The sequence below is a fragment of the Streptosporangium sp. G11 genome, from assembly GCF_051192615.1.
Classification (GTDB): Bacteria; Actinomycetota; Actinomycetes; order Streptosporangiales; family Streptosporangiaceae; genus Streptosporangium.
Window position 1 is genome coordinate 211,526 of sequence record NZ_JBPJUQ010000009.1, and the last position, 25,391, is coordinate 236,916.

25 protein-coding genes are annotated in these 25,391 nt (G+C 70.8%); 12 read left to right on the plus strand and 13 right to left on the minus strand.

Going from position 1 to position 25,391, the window contains the following annotated elements; translation table 11 throughout:
- Positions 1–22: 22 nt before the first annotated feature.
- The 3 genes from ACSDR0_RS12550 to pdxH form a co-directional block, all read right to left on the minus strand.
- Entirely contained in the window at positions 23–727 is a 705-nt protein-coding gene (locus ACSDR0_RS12550; RefSeq protein WP_435288938.1) for a metal-dependent transcriptional regulator, read from the minus strand.
- A 159-nt stretch (positions 728–886) separates the two neighbouring features.
- Positions 887–2,134 carry an MFS transporter gene (locus ACSDR0_RS12555; protein ID WP_435288939.1) on the minus strand — a complete coding sequence of 416 codons (1,248 nt, stop codon included), beginning with the start codon at positions 2,132–2,134 and terminating at the stop codon, positions 887–889.
- A gap of 56 nt (positions 2,135–2,190) precedes the next feature.
- The gene (gene pdxH, locus ACSDR0_RS12560) at positions 2,191–2,844 is read right to left on the minus strand and encodes a pyridoxamine 5'-phosphate oxidase (RefSeq protein ID WP_435288940.1); all 654 of its coding nucleotides are present in this window, start codon (positions 2,842–2,844) and stop codon (positions 2,191–2,193) included.
- Positions 2,845–3,013: 169 nt separating this feature from the next.
- On the opposite strand from pdxH, the gene ACSDR0_RS12565 reads away from it, so the two are divergent.
- Entirely contained in the window at positions 3,014–4,120 is a 1,107-nt protein-coding gene (locus ACSDR0_RS12565; protein ID WP_435288941.1) for a citrate synthase 2, read from the plus strand.
- A 213-nt stretch (positions 4,121–4,333) separates the two neighbouring features.
- The gene (gene serC / locus ACSDR0_RS12570) at positions 4,334–5,443 is read left to right on the plus strand and encodes a phosphoserine transaminase (RefSeq protein ID WP_435288942.1); all 1,110 of its coding nucleotides are present in this window, start codon (positions 4,334–4,336) and stop codon (positions 5,441–5,443) included.
- 78 nt (positions 5,444–5,521) lie between these two features.
- Here the strand turns inward: serC and ACSDR0_RS12575 are convergent, their stop codons facing one another.
- The 10 genes from ACSDR0_RS12575 to ACSDR0_RS12620 all read right to left on the minus strand — a co-directional run bounded on the left by ACSDR0_RS12575 (position 5,522) and on the right by ACSDR0_RS12620 (position 15,162).
- Positions 5,522–5,929, minus strand: a complete 408-nt coding sequence (locus ACSDR0_RS12575; RefSeq protein ID WP_435288943.1) for a BlaI/MecI/CopY family transcriptional regulator — start codon at positions 5,927–5,929, stop codon at positions 5,522–5,524.
- A 591-nt stretch (positions 5,930–6,520) separates the two neighbouring features.
- Positions 6,521–7,171 (minus strand): rhomboid family intramembrane serine protease, encoded by a 651-nt coding sequence (locus ACSDR0_RS12580; protein WP_435288944.1) that lies wholly within the window; start codon positions 7,169–7,171, stop codon positions 6,521–6,523.
- A gap of 154 nt (positions 7,172–7,325) precedes the next feature.
- Positions 7,326–8,090 (minus strand): crotonase/enoyl-CoA hydratase family protein, encoded by a 765-nt coding sequence (locus tag ACSDR0_RS12585; RefSeq protein ID WP_435288945.1) that lies wholly within the window; start codon positions 8,088–8,090, stop codon positions 7,326–7,328.
- Between the two features lie 10 nt (positions 8,091–8,100).
- Positions 8,101–8,874: an SDR family NAD(P)-dependent oxidoreductase gene (locus ACSDR0_RS12590; RefSeq protein ID WP_435288946.1), complete on the minus strand. Its 774-nt coding sequence runs from the start codon at positions 8,872–8,874 to the stop codon at positions 8,101–8,103.
- A 64-nt stretch (positions 8,875–8,938) separates the two neighbouring features.
- The gene (locus ACSDR0_RS12595) at positions 8,939–9,277 is read right to left on the minus strand and encodes an STAS domain-containing protein (protein WP_344750334.1); all 339 of its coding nucleotides are present in this window, start codon (positions 9,275–9,277) and stop codon (positions 8,939–8,941) included.
- A 194-nt stretch (positions 9,278–9,471) separates the two neighbouring features.
- Entirely contained in the window at positions 9,472–10,251 is a 780-nt protein-coding gene (locus ACSDR0_RS12600) for an energy-coupling factor ABC transporter ATP-binding protein (RefSeq protein WP_435288947.1), read from the minus strand.
- The gene (gene cbiQ / locus ACSDR0_RS12605; protein WP_435288948.1) at positions 10,248–11,012 is read right to left on the minus strand and encodes a cobalt ECF transporter T component CbiQ; all 765 of its coding nucleotides are present in this window, start codon (positions 11,010–11,012) and stop codon (positions 10,248–10,250) included. The genes ACSDR0_RS12600 and cbiQ overlap by 4 nt, the downstream gene beginning before the upstream one ends.
- Positions 11,012–12,070 carry an energy-coupling factor ABC transporter permease gene (locus tag ACSDR0_RS12610; protein ID WP_435288949.1) on the minus strand — a complete coding sequence of 353 codons (1,059 nt, stop codon included), beginning with the start codon at positions 12,068–12,070 and terminating at the stop codon, positions 11,012–11,014. The genes cbiQ and ACSDR0_RS12610 overlap by 1 nt, the downstream gene beginning before the upstream one ends.
- 75 nt (positions 12,071–12,145) lie before the next feature.
- Entirely contained in the window at positions 12,146–14,080 is a 1,935-nt protein-coding gene (locus ACSDR0_RS12615) for a glycosyltransferase family 2 protein (protein WP_435288950.1), read from the minus strand.
- Positions 14,081–14,253: 173 nt separating this feature from the next.
- Positions 14,254–15,162, minus strand: coding sequence for a hypothetical protein (locus ACSDR0_RS12620; RefSeq protein WP_435288951.1), 909 nt, complete (start codon positions 15,160–15,162; stop codon positions 14,254–14,256).
- 531 nt (positions 15,163–15,693) lie between these two features.
- Here ACSDR0_RS12620 and ACSDR0_RS12625 point away from each other — a divergent pair.
- From ACSDR0_RS12625 to ACSDR0_RS12670, 10 genes are all read left to right on the plus strand, one after another.
- A complete protein-coding gene (locus tag ACSDR0_RS12625; protein ID WP_435288952.1) occupies positions 15,694–16,884 on the plus strand; it encodes a sensor histidine kinase in 1,191 nt (396 codons plus the stop codon).
- A complete protein-coding gene (locus tag ACSDR0_RS12630) occupies positions 16,881–17,543 on the plus strand; it encodes a response regulator (protein ID WP_435288953.1) in 663 nt (220 codons plus the stop codon). Before ACSDR0_RS12625 ends, ACSDR0_RS12630 begins: the two co-directional genes overlap by 4 nt.
- Before the next feature lie 174 nt (positions 17,544–17,717).
- Positions 17,718–19,925, plus strand: a complete 2,208-nt coding sequence (locus ACSDR0_RS12635; RefSeq protein ID WP_435288954.1) for a multicopper oxidase family protein — start codon at positions 17,718–17,720, stop codon at positions 19,923–19,925.
- Positions 19,926–20,033: 108 nt separating this feature from the next.
- Positions 20,034–20,750 (plus strand): ABC transporter ATP-binding protein, encoded by a 717-nt coding sequence (locus ACSDR0_RS12640; RefSeq protein ID WP_435288955.1) that lies wholly within the window; start codon positions 20,034–20,036, stop codon positions 20,748–20,750.
- On the plus strand, positions 20,747–21,469 hold the full coding sequence (locus tag ACSDR0_RS12645; RefSeq protein ID WP_435288956.1) for an ABC transporter permease: 723 nt from the start codon (positions 20,747–20,749) through the stop codon (positions 21,467–21,469). The genes ACSDR0_RS12640 and ACSDR0_RS12645 overlap by 4 nt, the downstream gene beginning before the upstream one ends.
- Complete coding sequence (locus tag ACSDR0_RS12650; protein ID WP_435288957.1) at positions 21,463–22,719, plus strand: sensor histidine kinase; 1,257 nt, start codon at positions 21,463–21,465, stop codon at positions 22,717–22,719. Before ACSDR0_RS12645 ends, ACSDR0_RS12650 begins: the two co-directional genes overlap by 7 nt.
- A gap of 3 nt (positions 22,720–22,722) precedes the next feature.
- Positions 22,723–23,361 carry a response regulator gene (locus ACSDR0_RS12655; protein WP_435288958.1) on the plus strand — a complete coding sequence of 213 codons (639 nt, stop codon included), beginning with the start codon at positions 22,723–22,725 and terminating at the stop codon, positions 23,359–23,361.
- Between the two features lie 151 nt (positions 23,362–23,512).
- The gene (locus ACSDR0_RS12660) at positions 23,513–24,133 is read left to right on the plus strand and encodes a DUF6461 domain-containing protein (protein WP_435288959.1); all 621 of its coding nucleotides are present in this window, start codon (positions 23,513–23,515) and stop codon (positions 24,131–24,133) included.
- An 86-nt stretch (positions 24,134–24,219) separates the two neighbouring features.
- Positions 24,220–24,597, plus strand: a complete 378-nt coding sequence (locus ACSDR0_RS12665) for a signal peptidase I (protein ID WP_435288960.1) — start codon at positions 24,220–24,222, stop codon at positions 24,595–24,597.
- Between the two features lie 278 nt (positions 24,598–24,875).
- Entirely contained in the window at positions 24,876–25,202 is a 327-nt protein-coding gene (locus tag ACSDR0_RS12670; protein WP_435288961.1) for a hypothetical protein, read from the plus strand.
- The last annotated feature ends 189 nt before the right edge of the window (positions 25,203–25,391 follow it).

Consider the following 25,391-nt stretch of genomic DNA (forward strand, 5'->3'; position numbering starts at 1 on the left):
CAACCGAGCTAAGGGGCCTCGGTCAGCGTGTGGAGACGAAAACGTGCGCGGCAATCTCTCGCGGGAGATCCGCAAGAAAATTGTCCGCCTCGTCGTCACCTGTCACCCGCACACCGTCGTCGCTCGCCGCGAGCGTCACCTCGCGTCCGGGTTGTATCCCAACTTGCTTGAGTTTAAGCATCACAGCCGGATCGCTTTGCACTTGTTCGCTAATTCGCCGCACGACAACGGGTATATCTCTGGGTCCGGCCATCGCGGCCATCGACGGCAGCGACTCCGGTTTCCCGCCGGGAACGCCGACCACGCCGAGTTCCTCAAGGCCTGGGATCGGATTGCCGTGCGGGTCCTCCGTGGGATTGTTGAGCAGGCTGACGAGCCGGGCCTCCACGGACTCGGACATCACGTGCTCCCAGCGGCACGCCTCTATGTGCACCTCTTCCCAGGGCAGACCGATCACCTGGGTGAGCAGGCATTCGGCGAGGCGGTGCTTGCGCATGACGCGGGTCGCGAGCGTGCGCCCCAGGTCGGTCATGGTCAGGTGGCGGTCGCCCTCGACGCGAACCAGGCCGTCGCGCTCCATCCGGGCGACCGTCTGGCTGACGGTGGGACCGCTCTGCTGGAGGCGCTCGGCGATGCGTGCGCGCAGGGGGACGATGCCCTCCTCCTCCAGCTCGAAGATCGTACGAAGGTACATCTCCGTTGTGTCGATCAGGCCGTGTGCGGTCAAGGTTCCTCCCGTCCTCTCTCGATGCTACGTCCATCGCGCGGTGTTCCCGGGAGGGCGGCGCGGGACCTCGGAAGTTTGAGAAGACGACCTTATTGGGAGAACAGCCCGCGATGACAAAGGACGGCAACGCCCGAGGACGCCAAATCCTTCCCTAGCTGCTCAAACGCTACGCGCGAGCGGGCGATATTTTCTGAAGGCCGGAACGGCCAGTCCCACCGCGACCACGGCCACCGCGCAGGCGATCCCCCCGCTCACCCAGGCCCCGGTGGCGCCGAACCACGAGGCGGTGGCCCCGGCACGCAGATCCCCCAGCCGGGGGCCTCCGGCGACCACCACCATGAAGACCCCCTGCATCCTGCCGCGCATGTCGTCGGGCGCGTGGGTCTGCAGGATCGTCTGCCGCCACACCGCGGAGACCAGGTCGGCGGCCCCGCCGAACGCGAGCAGGGCGACCATCAGCCACAGCTGGTCGGCGAGCCCGGCCGCGGCGACGGTGAGCCCCCACGCGGCGATCACGTATGTGAGCGCCAGTCCCTGGCGCCGGACCCGGCCCACCCAGCCCGACAGCAGGCCACCGAGGACCGAGCCGATGGCGATGCTGGCCGACAGCCAGCCGAACGCGACGAGGGAGCCGCCGAACCGTTCGGCCACGATCTCCGGGAACAGCGCCCTGGGCAGCGCGAACGCCATGGCGATGAGGTCGACGACGAACGACATCAGCACGACCGGGTGCCCGGAGACGTAGCGCAGGCCGTCCACCACCGACCGCAGCCCCGGGCGGGTCACCTCGCCGACCGGTTCGAGTTTCGGCAGTCTCACCGCGGCGTAGAAACCGGCGCCGAACAGCAGCGCGTCGATCAGATAGGCGGTGGCGAAGCCGCTCTGGGCGAGCACGATCCCGCCGACCAGGGGGCCGATGACGGTGCCGAGGCCGCCCACCAGGAAGTTGAGGGTGTTGGCCGCCGGGATCAGGCCGGCGGGGACCAGTCTGGGGATGATCGCGCCTCTGGTCGGCCCGGTGATGGCGAAACCGGTGGCGTGTACGGCCACGGTGGCCAGCAGCAGGCCGACGCTCGTCGAGCCCAGGGCGGCCTGGACCAGGAGCGCGAGCGTCCCCGACCAGGCGATCAGCGCGCCGACGATGAGGAGCCTGCGCCGGTCGACCGCGTCGGCGATCGCGCCTCCCCAGAGCCCGAAGACGATCAGGGGGATCAGGTTGGCCGGCCCGAGCATGCCGACCCAGAACGACGACTTCGTGATGTCGTAGATCTGGGCGCTGACGGCCACCGAGGTGAGCTGGAAGCCGATGAACGACACGCCCTGGCCGGCCCAGAGACGCCGGTACGCGGGAATGGTCAGCGGGCGCGTGTCTGCCGCGTGCCTACGGACGAAATCCCCGAAACCCACCCTGTTACCTCTCTACCTGACATACATGGATATATCAGTAAAGAGGGGGCAGGGTTTCAAGGGGCCAGACGTTCGACGACCCAGGTGGCGCCGGAGCGCCGGTAACGGAGGCGGTCATGCATGCGGTCGGTACGACCCTGCCAGAACTCCACCTCGGACGGCACCACGCGCAGCCCGCCCCAGAAGTCGGGGACCGGCGGATCCTCGGGCCAGCGCTCCGACAGCTCCTCGTAGCGGGCGTCCAGCTCCTCCCTGGAGTGCACGACCGCCGACTGCCGCGACGCCCACGCGCCGATTTGCGATCCGTAGGGTCTGGACCTGAAGTAGGCGGCCGACTCCTCGCGCGGCAGCCGCACCACCGCACCCTCCACCCGCACCTGGCGGCGGATCGAGTGCCAGGGGAACAGCAGGGCCGCACGCGGGTTCTCCGCCATGTCCCGGCCCTTGCGCGACTCGTAGTTGGTGTAGAAGACGAACCCGTTCTCGTCGTAGCCCTTGAGCAGAACGGTCCTGGCCGTCGGCCGTCCGCCCGCCGAGGCGGTCGCCAGCACGGTCGCGTTCGGCTCGGGAAGCCCGGCGTCCACGGCGTCACCGAACCAGAGGGCGAACTGCGAGAAGGGGTCGGGGGCGAGGTCTGCCTCGATCAGGGGCAGTCCCTGGTACGTGCGGCGAAGGCCCGCCATCGAAGGCGGTCGCGATGTGGCATCCACGGGAAGGTATTCTCGCGTGCCGAGCTGGAAGCCCGCGCGGCGCCCCCTACCTGGGGCGATCGCGTTCCGGCGGGTCCGGCGGCACACCGCCTCGGCCCAGGGGGTTGAATATGACCCGCCGGTATCTCGACATCAAGGCTTTGACTTCAAGAAAGGGAGGCAGCCGAGAATGTCCGACTTCAAACCCGGGCTCGAAGGCGTTGTAGCTTTCGAGACGGAGATCGCGGAACCGGACAAAGAGGGGGGCGCCCTCCGTTACCGGGGCGTCGACATCGAAGAGCTGGTCGGTCGCGTCTCTTTCGGACACGTGTGGGGCCTGCTTGTCGACAACAAGTTCCAGCCGGGCCTGGCCCCGGCCGAGCCCTACCCCATTCCTGTCCACTCCGGTGACATCCGCGTCGACGTGCAGAGCGCGCTGGCCATGCTGGCCCCCGCGTACGGCTTCAGGCCGCTGCTCGACATCGACGACGCGCAGGCCCGCGCCGACCTGGCCCTGGCCAGTGTGAACGCCCTGAGTTTCGTCGCGCAGTCCTCGCGTGGCCTGGGGAAGCCGATGGTCCCCCAGAGCGAGGTCGACAAGGGTGAGAGCATCGTCGAGCGGTTCATGATCCGTTGGCAGGGCGAGCCCGATCCCAAGCACGTCAAGGCCATCGACGCCTACTGGACGTCCGCCGCCGAGCACGGCATGAACGCCTCCACCTTCACCGCCAGGGTCATCGCCTCCACCGGAGCCGACGTCGCCGCGGCGCTGAGCGGTGCGGTCGGCGCCATGTCCGGGCCGCTCCACGGCGGTGCGCCCGCGCGCGTGCTGCACATGATCGAGGGCGTCGAGCAGGTCGGCGACGCCAAAAAGTACGTCCAGTCGGAGCTCGACAAGGGCCAGCGCCTCATGGGCTTCGGTCACCGCGTCTACCGTGCCGAGGACCCCCGGGCACGCGTGCTCCGCCGCACCGCCAAGGAGCTCGACGCACCGCGTTACGAGGTCGCCGCGGCGCTGGAGAAGGCCGCGCTGGAAGAACTGCACGCCCGCAAGCCCGACCGGGTGCTCGCCACCAACGTCGAGTACTGGGCTGCGGTCATCCTGGACTTCGCCCAGGTTCCCTCCTCCATGTTCACCTCCATGTTCACCTGCGCCCGCACCGCGGGCTGGGCCGCCCACATCCTGGAGCAGAAGCGCACGGGCAGGCTCGTCCGCCCCAGCGCCGACTACGTGGGTCCGTCCCAGCGCTCGGTCCAGGACGTCCCCGGAGCCACCGAGGTCGTCCACTCCTTCTGAATCCCCCTCTCCTGTACGGCTGTCGCGCGGCGTCTCGCGCGGCAGCCGTTGCCGGTTCCGGGCCCCTCCACGCTTCGGCCGAGGACCCTCCACGCCCCGGACCACCCCGCCCGGCCCCCGGGATCACCTCGCCCTGTCCAAAACCGTCCCACGTCTCGTCTCAAAATCCGGACCCCGTCCTAGGTCAACCCCCGGGCTCAGTAGGCTGGTCAGGTGGCTGACATCGTGATTCCCTCTGACATCAAGCCCGCCGACGGCCGTTTCGGCTGCGGGCCCTCGAAGGTGCGCCCCGAGCAGCTCTCGGCTCTCGCGGCCTCCGGATCCAGTCTCCTGGGCACCTCTCACCGCCAGAAGCCGGTCAAGTCGCTGGTCGGGCGCGTCCGCGCGGGGCTCTCCGAGCTGTTCTCCCTCCCTGAGGGGTACGAGGTCGTCCTGGGCAACGGCGGCACCACGGCGTTCTGGGACATCGCCGCCTTCGGGCTGATCCGCGACAGGTCCCAGCACCTGCACTTCGGTGAGTTCTCCTCCAAGTTCGCCTCCGTGGCGGCCAGGGCTCCGTGGCTGGGCGACCCGACCGTGATCAAGTCGGAGGTCGGCAGCCACCCCGAGGCCCGGCTGGAGGAGGGCGTCGACGTCTACGCGCTCACCCACAACGAGACCTCGACCGGCGTCGCGATGCCGATCAGGCGCGTGGGCGAGGAGGGCTCGCTCGTGCTGGTCGACGCCACCTCCGGCGCCGGCGGCCTGCCCGTCGAGGCGAGCGAGTTCGACGTCTACTACTTCGCGCCCCAGAAGAGCTTCGCCTCCGACGGCGGCCTCTGGATCGCCCTGATGTCCCCGGCCGCGCTGGCCCGGGTCGACGAGATCGCCTCCAGCGGGCGCTACGTCCCCGAGTTCTTCAGCCTCCCGGTGGCGATCGACAACTCCTCCAAGGACCAGACGTACAACACCCCGTCGGTGGCCACGCTCTTCCTGCTCGCCGAGCAGATCGAGTGGATGAACGGCAACGGCGGCCTGGCCTGGACGACCGCCCGCACGGCCGACTCGGCCCAGCGCCTCTACACCTGGGCGGAGAAGACCTCCTACACCACCCCGTTCGCGGCCCCGGAGTTCCGCTCCAACGTGGTCGGCACGATCGACTTCTCCGACAGCGTCGACGCCTCCGCGATCGCCAAGGTCCTGCGGGCCAACGGCATCGTCGACACCGAGCCCTACCGCAAGCTCGGCCGCAACCAGCTGCGCGTCGCGATGTTCCCGTCCATCGACCCCGACGACGTCGAGGCCCTGACCACCTGCGTCGACTACGTCGTCGAGCGCCTGTAGTCCCCATCCCTTCGCCGGGCCGGCGAGGACGATCGCGGTCCTCGCTCCCGCCCGGGAGCCGGGCTCCCGGGCGGGAGCCTAGGCCAGCGTGCTCGGGGGTCCGCCCGCGCCCGGGGCGTGTGCTCGCTCCCCCGCGCGCCGCGCCAGCTCGTGCAGCAGGCGCAGGGCGTCGTCCGGATCCACCCCCTCCGCGAACCGCGACAGCACCGGGGCCCGGTCGGGGCTACCGGCCAGGGCCGCGAGCATCAGCCCGGCCACGTGTTCGTCCCGTGAGCGGCTGGCGGTGTAACGAAAGGCGTTGCGCGCGGGTGCCCTCTCCAGCAGGCCCTTCCTGACAAGGCGTTCGGCGACGGTCTGCACCGTGGTGTAGGCCAGGCTCCGTTCCGCGTCCTGATTCAGCATGTCCTGCACCTGGCGAACCAGCAGTGGCTGTTTGCAGCCCCACAGCACGTCCATGATCGCGCGTTCCAGGGATCCCAGGTTCACCCGCGGCCACCTTTCGAGGGTCGCGCCCGGCTGTGATGCCCTGGAACATGTACGGGCACGCGGCCAGGCAGGTTCACACATGAAATTTTGTCATATTGTCACTTAAATCAACCGATGCATCCATAGCTATGGAATTCCAGCAGAATCTTCTGTCGCACGGTTATGGAAAGAACCGCCCCAAAAGGCGTCCGGCCAGAACCCTCCGACGCCAACTCGACCGCCCGGGACGCCGATCGCGCACCCGTCACCCACGCCTGCCGGCCCCGCCGGTCGGCGACGTCCGGAATCGGCCTCATTCGCCCCTGGAGACCATCCGCCGCCCGACCCTGGCCCGGTATTCCCAAGGTGCTACGAAGCGCTATATAGCGCCCACAGCCCCGTACAGCGCCTATCTCTGGGCGAAGCCCACAAAGCCGGGCGGCGCCGAGCCCGCGCGGCGGGGGCTCGGTCGCCGGAGGCCTGGAGGCGCGATTCGGCGAGCGCGGCTCAGCGGGTGCGGCCCAATAAGGCGGCCCGGTAAGCAGGCCTCAGTAAGCGAAGTTCATAAGCGGGGTTCGACAAGCAGAGTGATCGACAAGCAGTGAGCGCGGCTCAGTAGGCGGGGGCGACGGCCCTGCGGCGCCTGCGGCGCACCACCCAGGCCGCGATGACGCCGCCGACGAGCCCGAACAGGTGCCCCTGCCAGGAGATGCCGGCCTCGCCGGGGAGCACGCCCCAGATGATCGAGTAGTAGGCGATCGCCACGCCGACACCGATCACGATGTCGAGGGCGCGACGGTCGAACAGGCCCCGGGCGACGACGAAGCCGAAATAGCCGAAGACCAGGCCGCTGGCGCCGACCGTGATGGCCGTCGGCGAGCTGGTGAACCAGACGCCCAGGCCGCTGATCAGGACGATGATCAGGCTGGCCGCCAGGAAGCGGCCGATCCCGCGCAGCGCGGCGAGAAAGCCGAGGATCAGCAGGGGCAGCGAGTTGGCCATCAGGTGGCCGAATCCGGCGTGCAGGAAGGGGGCGAGGAAGATGCCGCCCAAGCCCTCGGGATCCCAGGCCCGGATGCCGTAGACGTCGAACTCCCCCGGCATGACGTAGTCGGCGACCTCGATCACCCACATGGCGGCGACCATGAGAACGTTGATGATCGCGGCGCCCAGCGCGCCCGCCGCCAGATTTCCCGCCCTGCGCTTCAGGAGATCGCCGGAGGATCGGCCGGTGGGGGTCATCCCGGTCGCGTGGTCGTTCATGCACTCTCCTGGCCTTGGAGCGTTGGCGTGAATATCAAGTGCCCTCGCCGCACCTGTCCACACCTTTACCGTACGCACTCCTGGCCGTGAACGCGCCGGGCGCGACCCCTGGGATCGCGCCCGGCACGGGAATTCCCTCCGGCCCCCGGTAGGGCTACTCGCCCTTCCACTGGGGGGCGCGCTTCTCGGCGAAGGCCGCCGCCCCCTCCATGGCGTCCTTGGAGCCGAACACCGGGCTGATGATCTCTCCCTGCTTCGTGAACATCTCGTCGCGGCTCCAGTCCGCCGACTCGACGATCACGCGCTTGGTCGCGGCGAGCGCCAGCGGAGCGTTGGCGGCGATCCTCTTCGCGAGCTCGACGGCCGTGGCCAGCGCCTCGCCCGCGGGCGTGACGTGGTTGACCAGGCCGAGCTCGTACAGCCGGGAGGCCGGGAAGTGGTCACCGGTCAGGGCGATCTCCATGGCGATGTGGTACGGGATGCGCCGCGGCAGCCGCATCACGCCGCCCGCCCCCGCGACCAGCCCTCGCTTGGGCTCGGGGAGCCCGAACTTGGCGTCCTCGGAGGCGATGATGATGTCGCAGGCCAGCGCCAGCTCGCAGCCTCCGGCCAGGGCGTAGCCCTCGACGGCGGCGATGAGCGGCTTCTTCGGCGGCGCCTCGGCGATGCCGCCGAACCCCCTGCCCTCCACGACCGGGAAGTCCCCGGTCAGGAACCCCTTCAGGTCCATGCCCGAGCAGAACGTGCCGCCGGCGCCGGTGAGGACGTAGGCTGCCACGTCCTTGCGCTCCTCCAGCTCGTCCAGCGCGGCGGCGACGCCCCGGGCGACCGCGCCGTTGACGGCGTTCCTGGCCTTGGGGCGGTTGATCGTGATGACGGCCACGCCGCCGTCGACTTCGACCAGAACCTCGTCAGACACCTGGTGACTCCTACTTGGGCTGGAAGCGGATGCCGCCGTCGAAACGGATCGTCTCGGCGTTCATGTAGTCGTTCTCGATCAGCGAGCGGACCAGGTGGGCGAACTCGGAGGCCTGCCCCATGCGCTTGGGGAAGACCACCGGGGCTATGAGCTTGGCCTTGAACTCCTCGGCGTTGGCCGAGAAGCCGTAGATCGGGGTGTCGATGATGCCGGGGCAGATGGTGTTGACGCGTACGCCGACGGCGGCGAGGTCGCGCGCGGCCGGGACGGTCATGCCGACGATGCCGCCCTTGGACGCCGAGTAGGCGACCTGTCCGGTCTGCCCCTCCAGCGCCGCCACCGAGGCGGTGTTGATCACCACGCCGCGCTGGCCGTCCGCGTCGACCGGCTCCGTCTTCGCGATCGCGGCGGCACCGATGCGCATGAGGTTGAAGGTGCCGATCAGGTTGACCTCGATGACCTTGCGGTACGAGGCCAGGTCGTGGGGCGAGCCGTCGCGGCCCACGGTCCGGCTGGCCCAGCCGATGCCCGCGCTGTTCACCACGACGCGCAACGGCCTGCCGGTCGCCACGGCCGCGTCCACCGCCGCCTGCACCTGCTCCTCGTCCGACACGTCGGTCTTGACGAAGACGCCGCCGAGCTCGTCGGCCAGTGACTTGCCGCGCTCCTCGTTCAGGTCGGCGATGACGACGGTGGCACCGTGCGCGGCGAGGTCGCGTACCGTGGCCTCGCCGAGGCCGCTGGCACCGCCCGAGATGATTGCTGCTGCTCCGTTCAGGTCCATGAGCGGACTTTAACGCGCGGACCGAATGAAGTTCTACTCGGGGTGGGGTAAAAACTCGCCGGCGTCAGATCTCCCCGACGGCGCTGCTCACGTCGGGATAGACCTTGATTCGCCGGTCGAGCCCCGTTGTGCGGAGGATGCGGGCCACCGGCGCCTGAGGTGCCGCCAGGGAGACCCCGCCCCCCTCGCTCGTGGCCAGCCGCCACGCCTCGATCAGCACGGAAAGGCCGCTGGAGTCCATGAAGGACAGGGCGGTGAGATCGAGGACCAGCCGCGCGCCGTCCAGCTTGATCGCGTCGCGGACCTCGTCTCGCAGGAAGGGAGCGGTGAACAGGTCGAGCTCACCCTCGACAGCCACCACCACGGCGTCCCCGACGGCGCGGCGAGCCAGCCGTAGCTTCATCAGTCCTCCTCGCGCCCGAAGGGCAGACCTACTTTACTTCGCCGTCACTCCGCGCGAGGTCATGCGCGACTGTTCACAGGAAGTTCGCGCCGAACGCGCCTCGAAGGCCAGGCCGCCGGGGTCCTGAGCTCGGGATCGAGGCCCCGGAGCCGGGATCTCGGAGCCGGGGGCCCGAAAAAGGCAGGGGGCCGGAGTCAGGGAGCGGCGAAACCGTACGGCAGTTCGAGCCGGTGGGCGGCGAGGAGGCTCGCGTCGGCGAGGATCTCGCGGGTCGGCCCGTCGGCGGCGATGACGCCCCCGGAGAGGATGAGCGAGCGTTCGCACAGTTCCAGCGCGTACGGCAGGTCGTGGGTGACCATCAGGACGGTCACGTCGAGCCCCCTGAGGATCTCGGCGAGCTCGCGCCGGGAGGCCGGGTCCAGGTTGGAGGACGGCTCGTCGAGCACCAGGATCTCCGGCTCCATGGCCAGCACGGTCGCCACCGCGACCCGGCGGCGCTGGCCGAAGGACAGGTGGTGCGGCGGCCGGTCAATCGTCTCCAGCATGCCCACGCGCTCCAGCGCGTCCTCGACCCGGTGCCGCAGCTCCTCGCCCGCGACCCCCATGTTGGCCGGCCCGAAGGCCACGTCCTCGCGGACGGTCGGCATGAAGAGCTGGTCGTCGGGGTCCTGGAAGACGAGCCCGACCCGCCTGCGGATCTCCTTGAGCGACCCCTTGCCCACCGGCAGCCCCGCCACGGCCACCATGCCGTGCCCGGCGGTCAGGATGCCGTTGAGGTGCATCACCAGGGTGGTCTTGCCCGCGCCGTTCGGCCCGAGCAGCGCGACGCGCTCACCGCGCTCCACCCGGAAGTCCACCCCGAACAACGCCTGCGTGCCGTCGGGGTACGCGTACGCCAGGCGGCTCACCTCGAGCGAGGGCGGCGAAGGGGACGGGGACGGGGTGGGCACGGGCGGCGAGGACGGCACTGTCATGCGAACCCCCAGCTCCCGAGTAGTACGGCGAGTGCCGCACCCGGCAACATACCGGCGGCGAGCCACTGCCGCGAAGCGGCGGAGAGGTCCTGGATCACCGGCATCGAGCCGGTGTAGCCCCGGCTGAGCATCGCCAGGTGCACCCGCTCGCCCCGCTCGTACGAGCGGATGAACAGCGCCCCCGCCGACCTGGCGACCACCGGGATGTGCCGCACGTCCCTGGCCACGAACCCGCGCGACTCCCTCGCCACCCGCATCCGGCGCATCTCGTCCAGGATCACGTCCATGTAGCGGAGCATGAACATGGCGATCTGCACCAGCAGCGGCGGCAGCCTCAGCCTCTGGGCGCCCAGCAGGATCAGCCGCGGCTCGGTGGTGGCCGCCAGCAGCACGCTCGCGACCACGCCCAGCGTCGCCTTGGCCAGGATGTTCCAGGCGGCCCACAGGCCGGCGACGCTGAGCGAGAGTCCCAGGAAGGTCACCCTCTCGCCGAACCCGATGAACGGGATGGCCAGCGCGAACACCACGAACGGGACCTCGACCGCCATCCGCCGCAGCACGAACCCCGCCGGGACGCGCGCCAGGACCGCCACGGCGGCCAGGAGCACGGCGTACAGCCCGAAGGCCCAGAACCACTCGCGCGGGGTGGCGACCACCACCAGGGCGAACCCGGCCACCGCCACCAGCTTGCACTGGGGCGGCAGCCGGTGCACGAGCGTGTCGCCCGGCCGGTGCAGCTGGTGGTGATGGCCCGCGCCCACTAGGCGGAGACCTTCTTACCGCTGTCGTCCCTGCCGGCGCCGCCACCGCAGTCAGCGCTGTCGCCGCGGCGGCGCACGGCGTAGAACACCCCGCCGCCGACGGCCAGGGTCACCCCGACGCCGATCAGCCCGGCCACGCCCACCGGGATGCCGCCCACGTCCCCGTAGTCGGCGAGCGGCTGCTCGCCCAGCGAGTGGTCGGCCGCCTGGCCGATGAAGCCCTTGTCCTCGGCGACCCGCTCCAGGCCGTCGGGCGAGGAGGAGGCGTAGAAGCTCACCACGCCCGCCAGGAGCACCGCCACCGCGATTCCGGCGGGCAGGAACCAGCCGGGACGGCGGGCGGCGACCGGCGCGGAAGATCTCGGGGCGTCGGGGAGGACGGTCACGTCGCCGCCCGCGCCGCGCAGGACCAGCGGCGCGACGAGCTCGCGGGCGCCGTACACCAGGTCGGGCCGGACCGCCAGCACGGTGCTGACGGTGACCGCGGTGATCAGGCCCTCTCCCACGCCGATGAGCAGGTGCACGCCGCCCATGGCCGCGGCGACCGTGCCGATCTCGATGGGCGCGGTGCCGCCGGCCCAGAACAGCAGGGTGAACGCCAGCGCCGAGGCGGGCACCGAGAGCAGCGCCGCGACGAACGCGGCCGCCACCACGGCGCCCCTGCTCCGCACGCTCCGGGTGATCAGGCGGAAGAGGCCCCACCCGACCAGCACGGCGACGAGGCCCATCAGCGTGATGTTGACGCCCAGTGCGGTCAGCCCGCCGTCGGCGAAGAAGAACGCCTGCACCAGGAGGACCACGGCCACGCACAACACCGCCGTGTACGGGCCGACGAGTATCGCGGCGAGCGCGCCGCCGAGAAGGTGGCCGCTGGTGCCCGCGGCGACCGGGAAGTTGAGCATCTGGACCGCGAATATGAAGGCGGCGACCAGTCCGGCCATCGGAGCGGTGCGGTCGTCGAGCTCGCGGCGGGCGCCGCGCAGGCAGACGGCCACGCCGGCGGCGGCCACCACTCCCGCCGACACCGACACGGCGGCGTTGAAAAAACCATCGGGCACGTGCACTACAAGCCTCCGAGGTGCGGATTTGCCCCTAACTTTAGGCCATGGGCTTGTAGTTGCAAGAAGGTGGCATTAACGGACGATACGTCTGATGAAAGTTCTGGGGCCGAGAGTGCGGACCACCGTGCTGAGCCGGCCCTTCCCCGCCGTGGCGTAGGGCCTGACACTCCACCGGATCGCGCCGCGCCACCACGTGCGCGGCTGCTCGATCACATCCGGCACCGCCTCGATCCTGAAGCGCGCGGGCGGCCCGCCCAGGTCGAGCTCCAGGTAGGCGTCCCAGGTGCCGGGGCCCAGCCGCCCCATCGCCTGGGAGGCCCTGAACGTGCCGCCCTCGCCGACCGTGACCGGCTCGCGCCGCTCCCGGCTCGACTCACGCTCCCGCCAGACCAGGTGGCGCAGCGCGTCGGCCGCCGGGGCCGCCGCGCCCACGCTGACCTCCCCGTCGAGCACCAGCCGATGCCCGGCCGCCCAGCGGGCGCGCACCAGCCTGGCGCTGCCCGGCACCGCGACCACGTGCCCGCCGATGTCGAGGCTGAGGTTGCCGTACGGATGGGTGAAGTACGGGAGGGCGACGACGTCGCCGACCACGCGCGGCGCGGGCGGCGCGATCAGCCCCTCCCCGTCGGCGCCCAGGCGCGCGAGCCGGGGGACGCCCTCGAAGGCGACGCTCACGTGGACGTCCCAGATGCCGGAGGACAGGGTGGTGACGTCGACGGTCCCGGTGAATCCCGCGCAGTCGCCGGTCACCGGGATCACGACCTCGTCCGAGGGGCCGGGGTCCGCGTGCCGGCGTCGCAGCACCAGGACGAGGTCCCCACCGGTGATCTCCGGGCGGTCGTAGCGCTCCAGCGTGCTCAGCGCCACCTTGCCCGAGATCGCCAGCCGCCCTTCCCGGCCCCGCTCCCAGCGGAGCGCGGTGAGCTCCCGTCGGACCGAGGCCGACTCGATGTGCGCCAGCCGCACCAGGCGGTCGATGTCCTGCAGCGCGGCGATCCGGCTCCGGTCGATCGCGGGGAGCCGCTCGCGGACCCCGTCGGTCAGCCACCGCTCGCACATGTCGGCCACCTCGGCGGCGATCTCCTTGCGCTCGACCTCCCCGGCGTCCAGGAAGGGCCTGCCGAGGTTGCCGAAGGCGTCCATCCGGAAATGGCGCCGCAGGAGGTGGTCGCGAAGGTCTCCGGGGCGTACGTGGGCGAGCATCAGCTCGATCGGCCGCTTGATCATCCGTAGCCAGGAGACCGGGTCGCGGCTCCCCTGCCGCTGCATGATGCTGGTGCCGTCGGGCCGGGCGACCAGGTGGTAGCAGTCGTAGTCGGCGACCACCGAGATCACGTCCGCGTGACAGTAGGCGTGGGTGGTGAAGACGACGTCCTCCCCCACCAGGAGCGTCTCGTCGAAACGGATGGCGTGCCGCTCCAGCATCTCCCTGCGAAACAGCTTGAAGCAGCTCAGGCTGTTGTAGACCGCGCTGTCGCCGAGCGGCACCCGCTCGGCGTTCTCCTTGAACATCGAGATCGGCACCTTGCGGTCATGCCCGACGATCTTCCCGAGCACGATGTCCGAGCCGTTGCGGTCGGCCATCGCGAGCATCCGCTCCAGCGCCTGGGGGCCGAGGTAGTCGTCCGCGTCGCAGAAGAAGACGTATCTGCCGCGCGCGTGGGAGAGCCCGACGTTGCGCGGGCGTCCCGCGCCGCCGGACGCCTCCTGCCTGACGACGCGGATCACCCCGCGGTGGCAGGAGGCGTACAGGTCGAGCAGCGCGGCACCGCCGTCGGTGGAACCGTCGTCGACGACCACCACCTCCAGGGCGACGCGCTGGATCAGCAGCGAGGTCAGGCACCTGTCGAGATAGGGTCCGCAGTTGTGGAGGGGGACGATCACGGTGACGTCGACGTCGGACCGGATCGCCTCCTCGCTCGTGATGTCGCGGCCGCCCCGCTCCATGCTCGTGATGTCGCAGCCGCCCCGCTCCGTGCGGACTCGCTGGAGGATCGTTACTGTCACCGCCGCGCCCCTCGTCGGTCACTTTCCGCTTATCTAGCGTCTCAGTATGTGACGAAGGGCCGCCCGTACGGGGCGAATCCACAGGGTTGCCTCCCCCATCTGCCGGGACGAGAGAGCCCTCCGGGGTGAAACAGCCGTTTCGCACGCTTTGCGCCGCACCCTCGGGCCTCGCGCTAGCCCTCGCCGCCGACCCGGGCGGGGTCGTCGCGGCCGTCCCGGACAGGAGGGCCACCACTCGGGGCGGGGGCGTCACAGCCCTCCTGAGCAGGGGTGTCACGGGCGCGTGAGGCTCGGGTCTCCCCGAGCACCCGCGCCCGGCGCCGGCGGCGCGACAGCCAGGCGAGGACGTACAACGCCACCGCCACCGCCAGCAGCGCCCCGAGGAAACGGAGCGGAAGGATGACCAGCGTGACGCTCCGCCGGGAGGTCCCGCCGGTGCCGGAGACCGACACCGTCGCGTGGCAGACGCACATGAACGGCGGATTCGTCCACCTGGCGGTGACGGTCCTGCCGACCCCGCGGGGCAGGGTGAAGTCGGGGAACGGCACGTCGTACCCGTTCACGTCGACCTTCAGGCCCCGCGGGGCGAGGAAGTCGCGGTGGACGGTCCCGACGTTGTCGACGGTGGCGGTGAAGTCGACGGGACCGCCCGTCGTGAAGCCGCTGGGAGTGGTGAGGCCGTCGACGCTCACGGACGTGTCGACCGGCCCCGGAACCGTGGGATAGATCGGCGTTCCGATCGCCCGGTCGAGCTTGATGCCGCCTTCGCCGGTCCCGGCGGGGGTGACGAAGAGCAGGGCCACCTGATACCCGCCGGGCTCGGGCCGGGGCGGGGGGTCGATCCGTACGGTGACGCTCCGCTTCGCTCCGGGGGCGAGACGGAAGTCCGCCGGTGTGACCCTGAGCCAGCTCGCGGCGGAGCGAGGGGCGTCATGCCCGAAGACCATCCTGCCGGTCCCGTCCATCGTGAAGCCCACCCTGTCGACGGTCACGTCGACCGGCGACCGGCCACCGTTGACCACACGGAACGACTGAGGGTGGTCGATCTCCTCCGGACCGACCGCCAGCCGTGCCGGGCTCACCGTCAGCGAGAAGTCCGGGGCCGGGCCGGACGCGCCAGAGGCACCGGACGCACCGGACGCACTGGAGGCACCGGACGCACTGGAGGCACCAGAAGTACTGGAAGCCCAGGAAAACCCGGACACACCAGGCGCGCCGGGAATCCCGGACATCCCGGACGCACTGGAAACCCGGGACGCACTGGAAACCCGGGACGCGCCGGAAACCCCGGAGCCCGTCGCCGACGCCATGCCGCCCGCCACGAGAAACGCGACGATCACGCGCTGGAGCCTTCCGGCCACCGCACATCCCCCTGCCGTCGTGGAACACCGGCGGAGCCCGCCCCGGCCGGGCGCTCCGCCGGCCCTACGCGCCCGCCGCCACCGCGCCCCGGAGCACCATCGGGATCCCGGACCCCCTTTAATCCAAGATCTTTTTTACGTATAGTAGTCATTTGATCACACAGGGCGCAAGCCCGGAGAGGACGTGTCGTCCACGCCCACGGCTCCCGGGCTCTCGGTGTCGCCTTCCGAGGTCGCGTTTAGGGTGTGGCCATGAGCCGATGGACGCGACCCGCCGCCGACGCCGGCCTGGCGGCGCTCGTCGGGATCCTGGTGGGCATCGCGATGAGCGTGGCGACCGAGCCCGCCCTCGGAACGCGGCCTCCCGACGCGATCGCCTACGGTCTCGCCGCGGTCATCGGCGGGGTTCTCCTGGTCCGCAGGCGTTCGCCGCTGGGCGTGCTCCTCGTCACGGCCGCGTGCCTCCTGCTGTACTACAGACTGGAATATCCAGGCATCACCCCGGCCGTCCCCTTGGCCGTCGCGCTCTACACCGCGGCGTCGAGAGGACTGCTGGTGTGGTCGCTCGGTATCGCCGCGCTCTTCGTCGTGCTGGGGCTGACGGTCCGCCCTCTGCATCTCGGCGAGCCGATCCTGCCGGTGCTCACGGACATGGCGGCCCAGGCGGGGCTGCTTCTCGCCGTCGTCCTGCTGGGTGAGACCCTGCGCGGCCGGAGAGTACGGCTCGCGGAGGCCGACGAGCGACTGGCCCTGGTGGAGGCCGGGCAGGAGCGCGAGGCGGCCCGGAGGGCGGCGGAGGAGCGGCTGCGGATCGCCGGGGAGATACACGACGTGCTGAGCCACACGATCACCGGGATAACCATCCAGGCGGCGCTGGCCGACGAGGTGCTCGACAATCGGCCGGCCGACGCCCGGACGGCCCTGCGCGCCATCCGGACGGCCGCCGGAGAGGCCACGGCCGAGCTCAGAGCGGCCCTGGGACTCCTCCGGACGGATGACGGCGAGCCCCCGCCGCGCGTACCGGCTCCCGGCCTGGGCCAGGTCGGCGAGCTGACCGGACAGGCGCGGAGCGCCGGCCTGGAGGCGACGGTCATCGTGAGGGGCGAGGCGCGGCGGCTACCTCCCGCGGTGGACCTCGCCGCGTTCCGCGTCGTGCAGGAGTCGGTGACGAACACGATCCGGCACGCGAACGCCAGGACGGTGCGGATCACCCTGGCCTACGAGCCGGACGCGCTCGAGGTCGAGGTCGTCGACGACGGGCGCCCCCGCGAGGAACGGGGCCGGAGAGGCGACGAACACCCGGAAGCCGGGGTGACCCCGGGATACGGGCTCAGCGGGATGGGAGAGCGCGCGTCGTCCCTCGGCGGAACGCTCACGGCGGCCCCCCTTCCCGGTGGCGGATTCTCCGTCCTCGTCCGGATGCCGACCGGAGACCCCGCGTGATCCGGGTACTGGTCGCCGACGACCAGGCGATGGTCCGGGTGGGCCTGCGCGGGCTGCTGGAGAACGGCGACGACATCAGGGTCGTCGCGGAGGCGACGACAGGGGAGGACGTGGTCCGGCTCGCGCGCGAGCTTCGCCCCGACGTCGTGCTCATGGACATCAGGATGCCGGTCATGGACGGGCTGGAGGCCACCAGGCGGATCGCCGGGGACGACGCGCTGTCCGCGGTTCGCGTGATCGTGCTCACGACCTTCGATCTCGACGAGTACGTTATGGACGGCCTTCGCGCGGGCGCGAGCGGCTTCCTCACCAAGAACGTCGAACCCGCCGACCTCCGGCAGGCGGTGCGCGTGGTCGCCCAGGGCGAGGCACTGCTGTCCCCAGGGGCGACCCGCCGGCTGATCGCCCGGTTCCTCGCTCAGGAGCCGCCCCGGCGGGACACGGGCGTGCTCGACAGGCTCACGGGCAGGGAGCGCGAGGTCATGGCGCTCGTGGCGGCCGGGCTGAGCAACGAGCAGATCGGCGGGCGCCTGTCCATGAGCCCGGCGACCGCACGCACCCACGCCCACCGGACGATGCTGAAGCTCGGCGCGCGCGACCGGGCCCAACTCGTGGTGATCGCCTACGAAACCGGCCTGGTCCGTCCCGGGCACGCCTGACGGCCGGAACGTACCCGACAGCCGGGGAACGCCCGACGGCGAAGGCACACCGACGGCCAGGACGCACCCGGCACCGTACGACTCCCATCCGGCCGTCCGTACGGTGATCTGCGTAGCTGGTGTCGGCACCGGGCGGATGTGGGCGCCCGTGTCGGGAACCTAACGTCGGCGCCCATGTACGAGTTCGCGGCGAACGCCGACAGCATCCTGGTGACCCTGCTCCTCATCGTCTGGGGCGTCGCCGGCCTCCTCGCCGGAGGCCTCTCCTCGCACCGCCGGACCCGGGCCCTGCTCGTGCTGATCGGCGTGGGGACGGCCGCCGCGGCGGCTCGGGGGATCGACACCGGCCTGCTGTGGTCGAACGGCTGGGTCTTCGCCGCGGACCGGATACTGGTGGCGCTCCCCCTGCTCGCCGTTCCGATGGTGGCGACGCTCGCGCTGGCCGTGCCCGCGCTGTGGCGGATCGCCGGGCGGCGTCGAGCGGCCGACGGGACGACGGAGACGGCGGCAGCGCCGTCGGCGCCCCTTCCGGTGTCCGTCCGGGTGCCCGTGCGGACGACCGCGGCGGCCGCCCTGCTCGGCGCCTTCATGGAGTATCTCTCCCGCCCGCTCCCGCCGTACGGCGCGGACATGGCGATCTACGCGGGCGTCCTCCTCGTGGCCGCGGCGGCGTCCGGGGCGCGAAACCCGCGCCCCGGTGGAGCCAGGCGGGCTGTGGCCGTCACCGCCCTGGTGGCGACGGCCGTCACCGGTGCGGGCGTCCACCGGATGCGGGCGAGCCTCCTGCCCGACCGGATGTCCATGATGGGTCACGGCGAGGTGGACCACGGAGGGGGTCCCGGCGGCTCCCACCACGGGAGCCGGGCACCGGGCGCCCCCGCCGTCGACGTCGCCGCCCTCACCGGACCGCGCGCGGGCACCCCCGACCGCGCGTTCACCCTGACGGCCGGGGAAACGAGGATCCGGCTCGGCTCCGGCGCCGTGGTCGACGCCTGGACCTACAACGGCCAGGCACCCGGGCCCGCGCTGACGGTGCACAAGGGCGACCTCGTCGAGGTGACGCTCGTCAACAGGCTCGCCCGCGAGAGCGTCACCATCCACTGGCACGGCCTGGACGTGCCCAACGCCGAGGACGGCGTCGCGGGCGTGACCCAGGACGCCGTACGGCCGGGCGGGAGTCACGTCTACCGGTTCCGCGCCGACCAGGTGGGCACGTTCTGGTACCACACCCACCAACGCCCGCTCGTCGGCGTGCGGCGCGGGCTGTTCGGCTCGCTCGTGGTACTCCCCCCGGAGGGCGCCACGGGTGAGGACATCACCGTGATGGCCCACAACTGGGAGCGCCCCGACGGGCTGGTCGCGGCGTTCGGCACGTCGGACACGCTCGGACGCCGGCCGGTGAAACCCGGCACCCCGGTACGGCTACGCGTGGTCAACACCGACAGGAACGCCTGGTCGGATGTCGAGTCCAGGAACCTCGTGCTGCTGGGCACGCGCTTCCGGGTGGCCGCCATCGACGGCGTCGACCTCGACGGACCCTCCGAGCTCGACGGGGTGCGGCTCTCGGTGGCCGAGGGCGGCCGGTACGACCTGACCTTCGTCATGCCGGACCGGCCGGTGCTGCTGGCCGACCTCGCCAACCCCCGGGCCGGCCTGCTCCTCGACCCCGGCTCGGACGACCGGACGACCGTGCCCCCGGTCCCGCGGGACGCGCCGCTCCTCGACCCCGGCTCGGACGACCGGACGGCCGTGCCCCCGGTCCCGCGGGACGCGCCGCTCCTCGACCCCGGCTCGGACGACCGGACGGCCGTGCCCCCGGTCCCGCGGGACGCGCCGCTCCTCGACCCCGGCTCGGACGACCGGACGGCCGTGCCCCCGGTCCCGCGGGACGCGCCGCTCTTCGACCCCGCGACGTACGGCACGCCCGCCCCGGTCCCCTTCACCCGCTTCGACCGCGACTTCATGGTGATCATCGACGACAGGATCGGTTTCCACGACGGCGCCGTCCATTTCCTGCCCACCATCAATGGGCGCGGCTTTCCCGACACGCCCGTCCAGATGGTCCGGCGGGGTGACGCCGTCCGCATGACGTTCGTGAACCGCAGCCACCAGGTCCACCCGATGCACCTGCACGGACACCACGCCCTCGTGCTTTCCCGGAACGGCCGCCCGGCCACGGGGAGCCCCTGGTGGATCGACACCCTCGCCGTCCAGCCTGGCGAAACCTACGAGATCGCATTCCGCGCGGACAATCCCGGCGTCTGGATGGACCACTGCCACGACCTCGGCCACGCGGCCGACGGCATGGTGACGCACCTGGCCTACGAGGGGGTCTCCACCCCCTACGAGATCGGCCGCGGGACTCCCAACCAACCGGAGTGATCACGCGCTCCCCGGGCCGGTCGCGGGGAGGAGCCGCAGGCGAAGGGCCGATCCCCATCAACCATCCGGTGGATTCCGGAGGGGTCGACCACCGATGATGCTCGGAACATGACAGTCATCGAGATCAACGGCCTGAGCAAGAGCTACGGGGGCGGCAAGGCGGTGGACGGCGTCTCCCTGAGGGTGGAGCACGGCGAGATCTTCGGAATCGCCGGTCCCAACGGGGCGGGGAAGACCACGATCGTGGAGTGCGCGTCGGGGTTGCGGCGGCGAGACGGCGGCACCCTGCGGGTGCTGGGCCTGGACCCGCGGAACGACCGGCGCGAGCTGCTGCAGCGCATCGGCGTCCAGCTGCAGGAGGCCGCCCTGCCCGACGCGATCAGGGTCGGTGAGGCGCTGCGGATGTACGCCTCCTTCTACGACAAGCCCGCCGACTGGCGGAAACTCATGGACGAGTGGGGGCTGGCGGACAAGAAGAACGCCGGATTCGCGAGCCTGTCCGGCGGCTGGAAGCAGCGGCTGTTCATCGCGCTGGCCCTGGTCGGCAACCCGGAAGTCGTCTTCCTCGACGAGCTGACCACGGGCCTGGACCCCTCCGCCCGCCGCATGACCTGGGGCCTGATCCGCGACATGCGCGAGCGTGGGGTCACCGTCGTGCTGGTCACCCATTTCATGGACGAGGCCGAGGCCCTGTGCGACCGCATCGCGATCGTCGACCGGGGCCGCGTCGTCGCCGAGGGCGGCCCGCGCGAGCTGATCGCGCAGGGGCGGTCCGATTCGCTGGAGAACGCGTACCTCGCTCTGACCGAAAGGGAAACGTCGTGAAAGGCATCACCCGCGTCATCGCGGTCGAACTCAAACTGATCGTGCGTGATCCGATGTCGGGGTTCTTCGCCCTGGCCTTCCCCGCGATCATGCTGTGGGTCAAGACGCGTTCCGGCAAACCCCTCCCCGGCGGGCTGCCGATCATCGACGCCACGGTGCCGATGCTGAGCGTCTTCGTCATCGGACTGGCCGGGCTGGTCGTCCTGCCCGCCACGCTGGCCCAGTACAGGGAACGCCGGATCCTGAAGCGGCTGCGCGCCACTCCCGCCTCGCCCGCCATGCTGTTCGGGGCCCAGTGGGCCGCCCACATGCTGCTGGCCGCGATCGGGACGGTGCTGCTGATCGCCATCGGACTGGCCGCCCTCGGGCTGTCGGTACCGGCCAACGTCGCGGGCTTTCTCCTGGTGTGGGCACTCGGCGCGCTGAGCCTGGGCGCCATCGGCCTCCTCATCGGCGCGCTCGTTCCAGGTGGCCGCACCGCGACCGTGATCGGGCTGAGCGTGTTCTTCCCGATGGTCTTCCTCTCCGGTGCCATGATCCCCCGCGAGACCATGTCCGGCTCGATGCGTGCCATCGGTGACCTGACCCCGATGGCCCCCGTGGTCGAGGCGATCCGCGACGCCTGGGAGGGCACCGCGATCTCCCCGGACACGCTGGGGATCATGGTGGCGATATCCGTCGTCGTCGGCGGCGTCGCCGTCAGGGCGTTCCGGTGGTGAACACCGCCGGCCCCGGCGTCTCCCGCTGGGACCGCGCCCGCCCCGCCCTGCCGTACGTGTTCATCCTGCTTCCGGCGGTCTTCGCCCTTCTGCGGGACTGGAGGCCGGAGGTGCTGGCCCTGGCGGTGCTCGCCGGAGCCTGGCACTGGTTCATGGTGACTTCCCACCCCACCTGGATCGAGCGGCCGGTGGCGATGGCCGTCTATTTCGTGGTGATGCTCGCCGCCATCGGGACGCTGATCGGAATCGACCCGCTGTTCACGGTGACGGGCGTGGGGGCGTTCATCCAGGCCTTCACCGTGCTGCCCGGGTGGTGGGCGTACGCGGGTGTGGCCGCGACGGCCGGCGTGCTGGTCGCCGTTCCCCCTCGGCCCGGACGGACCCCCGGCGAGACGCTCTACGCCTTCCTCGTCGCGGTGCTGATCGCCTCCGCGATCGGCCTGTTGACCCGGACCGTCTCCGACCAGAACGACCAGCGCAAGGCGATGATCGTCCAGCTGAGGGAGACCGGCACCAAGCTGGCCGCGCTCGCGGAGGAGAACGCGAACCTGCAGGCCCGGCTCCTGACCAGCGCCCGTGAGGCCGGCGTGCTCGGGGAGCGGCAGCGGATGGCCAGGGAGATCCACGACACCATCGCGCAGGGTCTGACCGGCATCCTCACCCAGCTCGAAGCCGCCGACGACACGCTCGGCGACGTACCCGCCACCCGCTCGCGCCTGAACACGGTACGCGCCCTGGCCAGGGAGAGCCTGAACGAAGCCCGGCGATCGGTTCAGGGGTTGCGCCCGGCGCCGCTGGACGAGGCCCAGCTCGCCACCGCCCTTCACGACGTCGCGGCGAGATGGTCCCGGACCACCGGCAAGCCCGTGTTCGTGTCGGTCACCGGCGCCCCTCGGCCGTTGCACGCGGAGGTGGAGACCACCCTGCTGCGGGCGGCGCAGGAGGCGCTGGCCAACGTCGGCAAACACGCCGCCTCGGCCACCCGGGTCGGTCTTACCCTGTCGTACATGGAGGATGTCGTAGTACTGGACGTACGAGACGACGGATGTGGTTTCACCCTCGGGGCGACGAACTCCTCGAACGCGAGCGGTTTCGGCCTCATCGCGATGCGTCAGCGAGTCACCCGGCTGGCCGGTGAGTTCGTGATCGAGACGGCCCCCGGTCAGGGAACGGGGATCTCCGCCACCGTTCCGGCCATTCCCGCCGACGCGGATTCCGGGTTGTCCGGCCCGCGCGGAAACGTGGTGTGAGACATGCCGATTCGCATGATCATCGTCGATGACCACCCCGTCGTCCGCGACGGGCTGCGCGGGATCTTCACCGGCGACGACGCCTTCGAGGTCGTCGGAGAGGCGGCCGACGGGCCGGAGGCGCTCGTCGTCGCCCTGCGGACCAGCCCCGATGTCGTGCTCATGGACCTGCGCATGCCGAAGATGAGCGGCGCGGAGGTCATTCGCCGGCTGCGCGAGCAGACGCCCGGCATCCACGTGCTGGTCCTGACCACCTTCGACAACGACGCCGACGTCCTGCCCGCCATCGAGCAGGGCGCCACCGGCTATCTGCTCAAGGACACCCCGCGCGCCGATCTGCGCCGCGCCGTACAGGCGGCGGCCCGCGGTGAGACGGTGCTGTCCCCCTCCGTGGCCGGCGTGCTGGCGCACAGGGTGCGCGTGCCGGAACAGCGGGCGCTGAGCCGCCGGGAGATCGAGGTGCTCGGCCTCATCGCCCGGGGCGCGACCAACCGTGAGGTCGCCGCGAAACTGTTCATCACCGAGGCGACGGTGAAGACGCATCTGCTGCACCTCTTCGCCAAGCTCGGCGTCAACGACCGGGCGGCCGCGGTCGCGGCGGCCTACGAGAGCGGCCTGCTCAAACCGGCCGCCGGCGGCTGATCCAGGAGCACCGGGGAAACCCGCCGTGGACCGGCCACGAGCTCCCGGCGGCCGTCCCGGAACCGGCGCGCCCCCTGATGCCCGGGAACCGTGGACCGACTGTCAGGGATGATCGTTACTTTGGCGGCATACCCCATGGGGAGTGGTGCGGGTGGAGATCACGTACGCCGACGTCGACTGGCTGGCCAGGGGCCATGAGCTGGGTGACGTGTGGTGCCTGACCTTCGTGTGGGGGCTCGACGAGGCTGAGGCACTTCGACGCATAGGTGCCATCGAGGAGAGCATCCGGCCGCTCACGTACGAAGAGCTGGACGATGAGGGGCTGTTCCCCGACACGGTTCTGGCCGGGCGGCTGGGCGGCTGGACCGTCCTCATCGAGAGAGGCGGGTGGCAGACGATCGAACGTGATGCCTTTCGGGCTCTGTCGACCGCGACAGAGGTCGTATCGGTCCTGCGTAACGACCACGCGACCCACAACTTCGTGTACGCCCGTGACGGGAGGACGGTGACCTCCTTCGACCCGATGATTCCCGCATGGCGGTACGGGAGCGATCCTGATCGTCTTGTGGACGCGATGAGGGCCGCGGGCTTCGATCCCGGGCACGCGCCAGGAGACGAGGACGAGAACGTCGATCATCCGACGGTGGACGGAGCTCTGCTCCTGGCGGTACGGCTGACTCGTGTCGTCCTGACCCAGGAGGTCCTGAACGGGCCACTGCTGGGCGGCGCCGTCCGCTCACCAGCCCACGGACCCCCGGCCCGCCCATGGTGATCATCCCAGAACCGGATGTCCCGCCGGAGGCGTTTTCTCGGTGAAGGCGTCGAGGTCGGACGGGTGCCGTGCTAGCGTCGCGGCTCGTGCTGGAGAACGTGTATGTGGGTAGCGCCGACGTGGATGCGGCCTGTGACCGCGGTTGGCTGCTCGGGCACTTCAAGCCGGCCGGCGATGTCCGGCACAGCGACGGTGTCGAGATCAAGTGGGGCGTGCATCCGCGTGGCGACGAGCGTGCGCAGTGGGTCACCGGCGAGAAACGTACGGCGTTGCTCATGTTGATCAGCGGCCGTTTCCGGGTGGAGCTGCCAGGACGTAGCGTGCTGCTGGCCAAGCGAGGCGAGTACGTCGTGTGGGGGCATGGCGTCGACCACTCCTGGTATGCCGAGGAGGAATCGGTGGTGCTCACGGTTCGCTGGCCATCGGTTCCGGGTTATGCGGTCCCTGAGCGGAAACTCGAATAGCCGTCAGGCGGCGGGCGTCTTGATTTCGACCAGAGAGTGCTCCGGTGCGCCGGTCGAGATCGGCGGTGGCAGGGTGCTGGACGAGACGCCCACGTCGCGAGCCGTCCGGTGGACGGCGCCCGTTCTCCGGAGATCGTTCCGGAGCCGGGTATCCCCGCCGGAGACACGAAGGCACCGGGCCGGTTGGGCGATTCCCTCGTGGTCCCGACTGCTAGATCGTGGTTCGCGAAAGGCGCGGATGGCATGCTGGGAGACTGGCGATCACAAGGAGATCAGCGATGACCCACCCTCTCGGCACGCGGCTCGCGCCCCGGCGCACCCCTCTCAACGCGGAGGAGAAAGCGCGGGCCGAGGCGAACTTCGCCCCTTTGGTCGCCCAGAACCTCGTCGCCGACGGGCGGTTCAGGATAACCGCCGACACCCCGGAGATGGTGGAGCTGTGGCAGAGGGTCGCCCGCCACGTGGGCGACATGCTCCAGCGGCCTGTGGTCAGCTACGCCAACGGCAGGTACATCGTGATCACCTTCGACCAGGAGGAGACCCCGGCCTCACCGGCCGAGACACCCGCTCGGCACAGGAGTGACCGCGATACGTCGTCCATGTGATCGAGCACTCCCGAACCAACGGGTAGTCGAGCACTCCCGAACCGACGGCCGGTTCCGGAGGAACCCGGTGAACCTTTCGGTCACAGAACCAGCAGTCCTGGACAGCGCCTGGTCGCGGTCTCAGCCGGGTCCGGCCGCGGCACCAGGGGTGGTCGAGCCGTCGCCGACTCGATCCAGCCACTCCGACAG

What these genes read in the sequence shown, in the direction of transcription:
- ACSDR0_RS12600 (WP_435288947.1), bottom strand. Translation starts at nt 10,251, where the DNA reads ATGACAGTGCCGTCCTCGCCGCCCGTGCCCACCCCGTCCCCGTCCCCT.
- ACSDR0_RS12655 (WP_435288958.1), top strand. Translation starts at nt 22,723, where the DNA reads ATGCCGATTCGCATGATCATCGTCGATGACCACCCCGTCGTCCGCGAC.
- ACSDR0_RS12635 (WP_435288954.1), top strand. Translation starts at nt 17,718, where the DNA reads ATGTACGAGTTCGCGGCGAACGCCGACAGCATCCTGGTGACCCTGCTC.
- ACSDR0_RS12625 (WP_435288952.1), top strand. Translation starts at nt 15,694, where the DNA reads ATGAGCCGATGGACGCGACCCGCCGCCGACGCCGGCCTGGCGGCGCTC.
- ACSDR0_RS12580 (WP_435288944.1), bottom strand. Translation starts at nt 7,171, where the DNA reads ATGAACGACCACGCGACCGGGATGACCCCCACCGGCCGATCCTCCGGC.
- ACSDR0_RS12670 (WP_435288961.1), top strand. Translation starts at nt 24,876, where the DNA reads ATGACCCACCCTCTCGGCACGCGGCTCGCGCCCCGGCGCACCCCTCTC.
- ACSDR0_RS12590 (WP_435288946.1), bottom strand. Translation starts at nt 8,874, where the DNA reads ATGGACCTGAACGGAGCAGCAGCAATCATCTCGGGCGGTGCCAGCGGC.
- ACSDR0_RS12565 (WP_435288941.1), top strand. Translation starts at nt 3,014, where the DNA reads ATGTCCGACTTCAAACCCGGGCTCGAAGGCGTTGTAGCTTTCGAGACG.
- ACSDR0_RS12595 (WP_344750334.1), bottom strand. Translation starts at nt 9,277, where the DNA reads ATGAAGCTACGGCTGGCTCGCCGCGCCGTCGGGGACGCCGTGGTGGTG.
- ACSDR0_RS12640 (WP_435288955.1), top strand. Translation starts at nt 20,034, where the DNA reads ATGACAGTCATCGAGATCAACGGCCTGAGCAAGAGCTACGGGGGCGGC.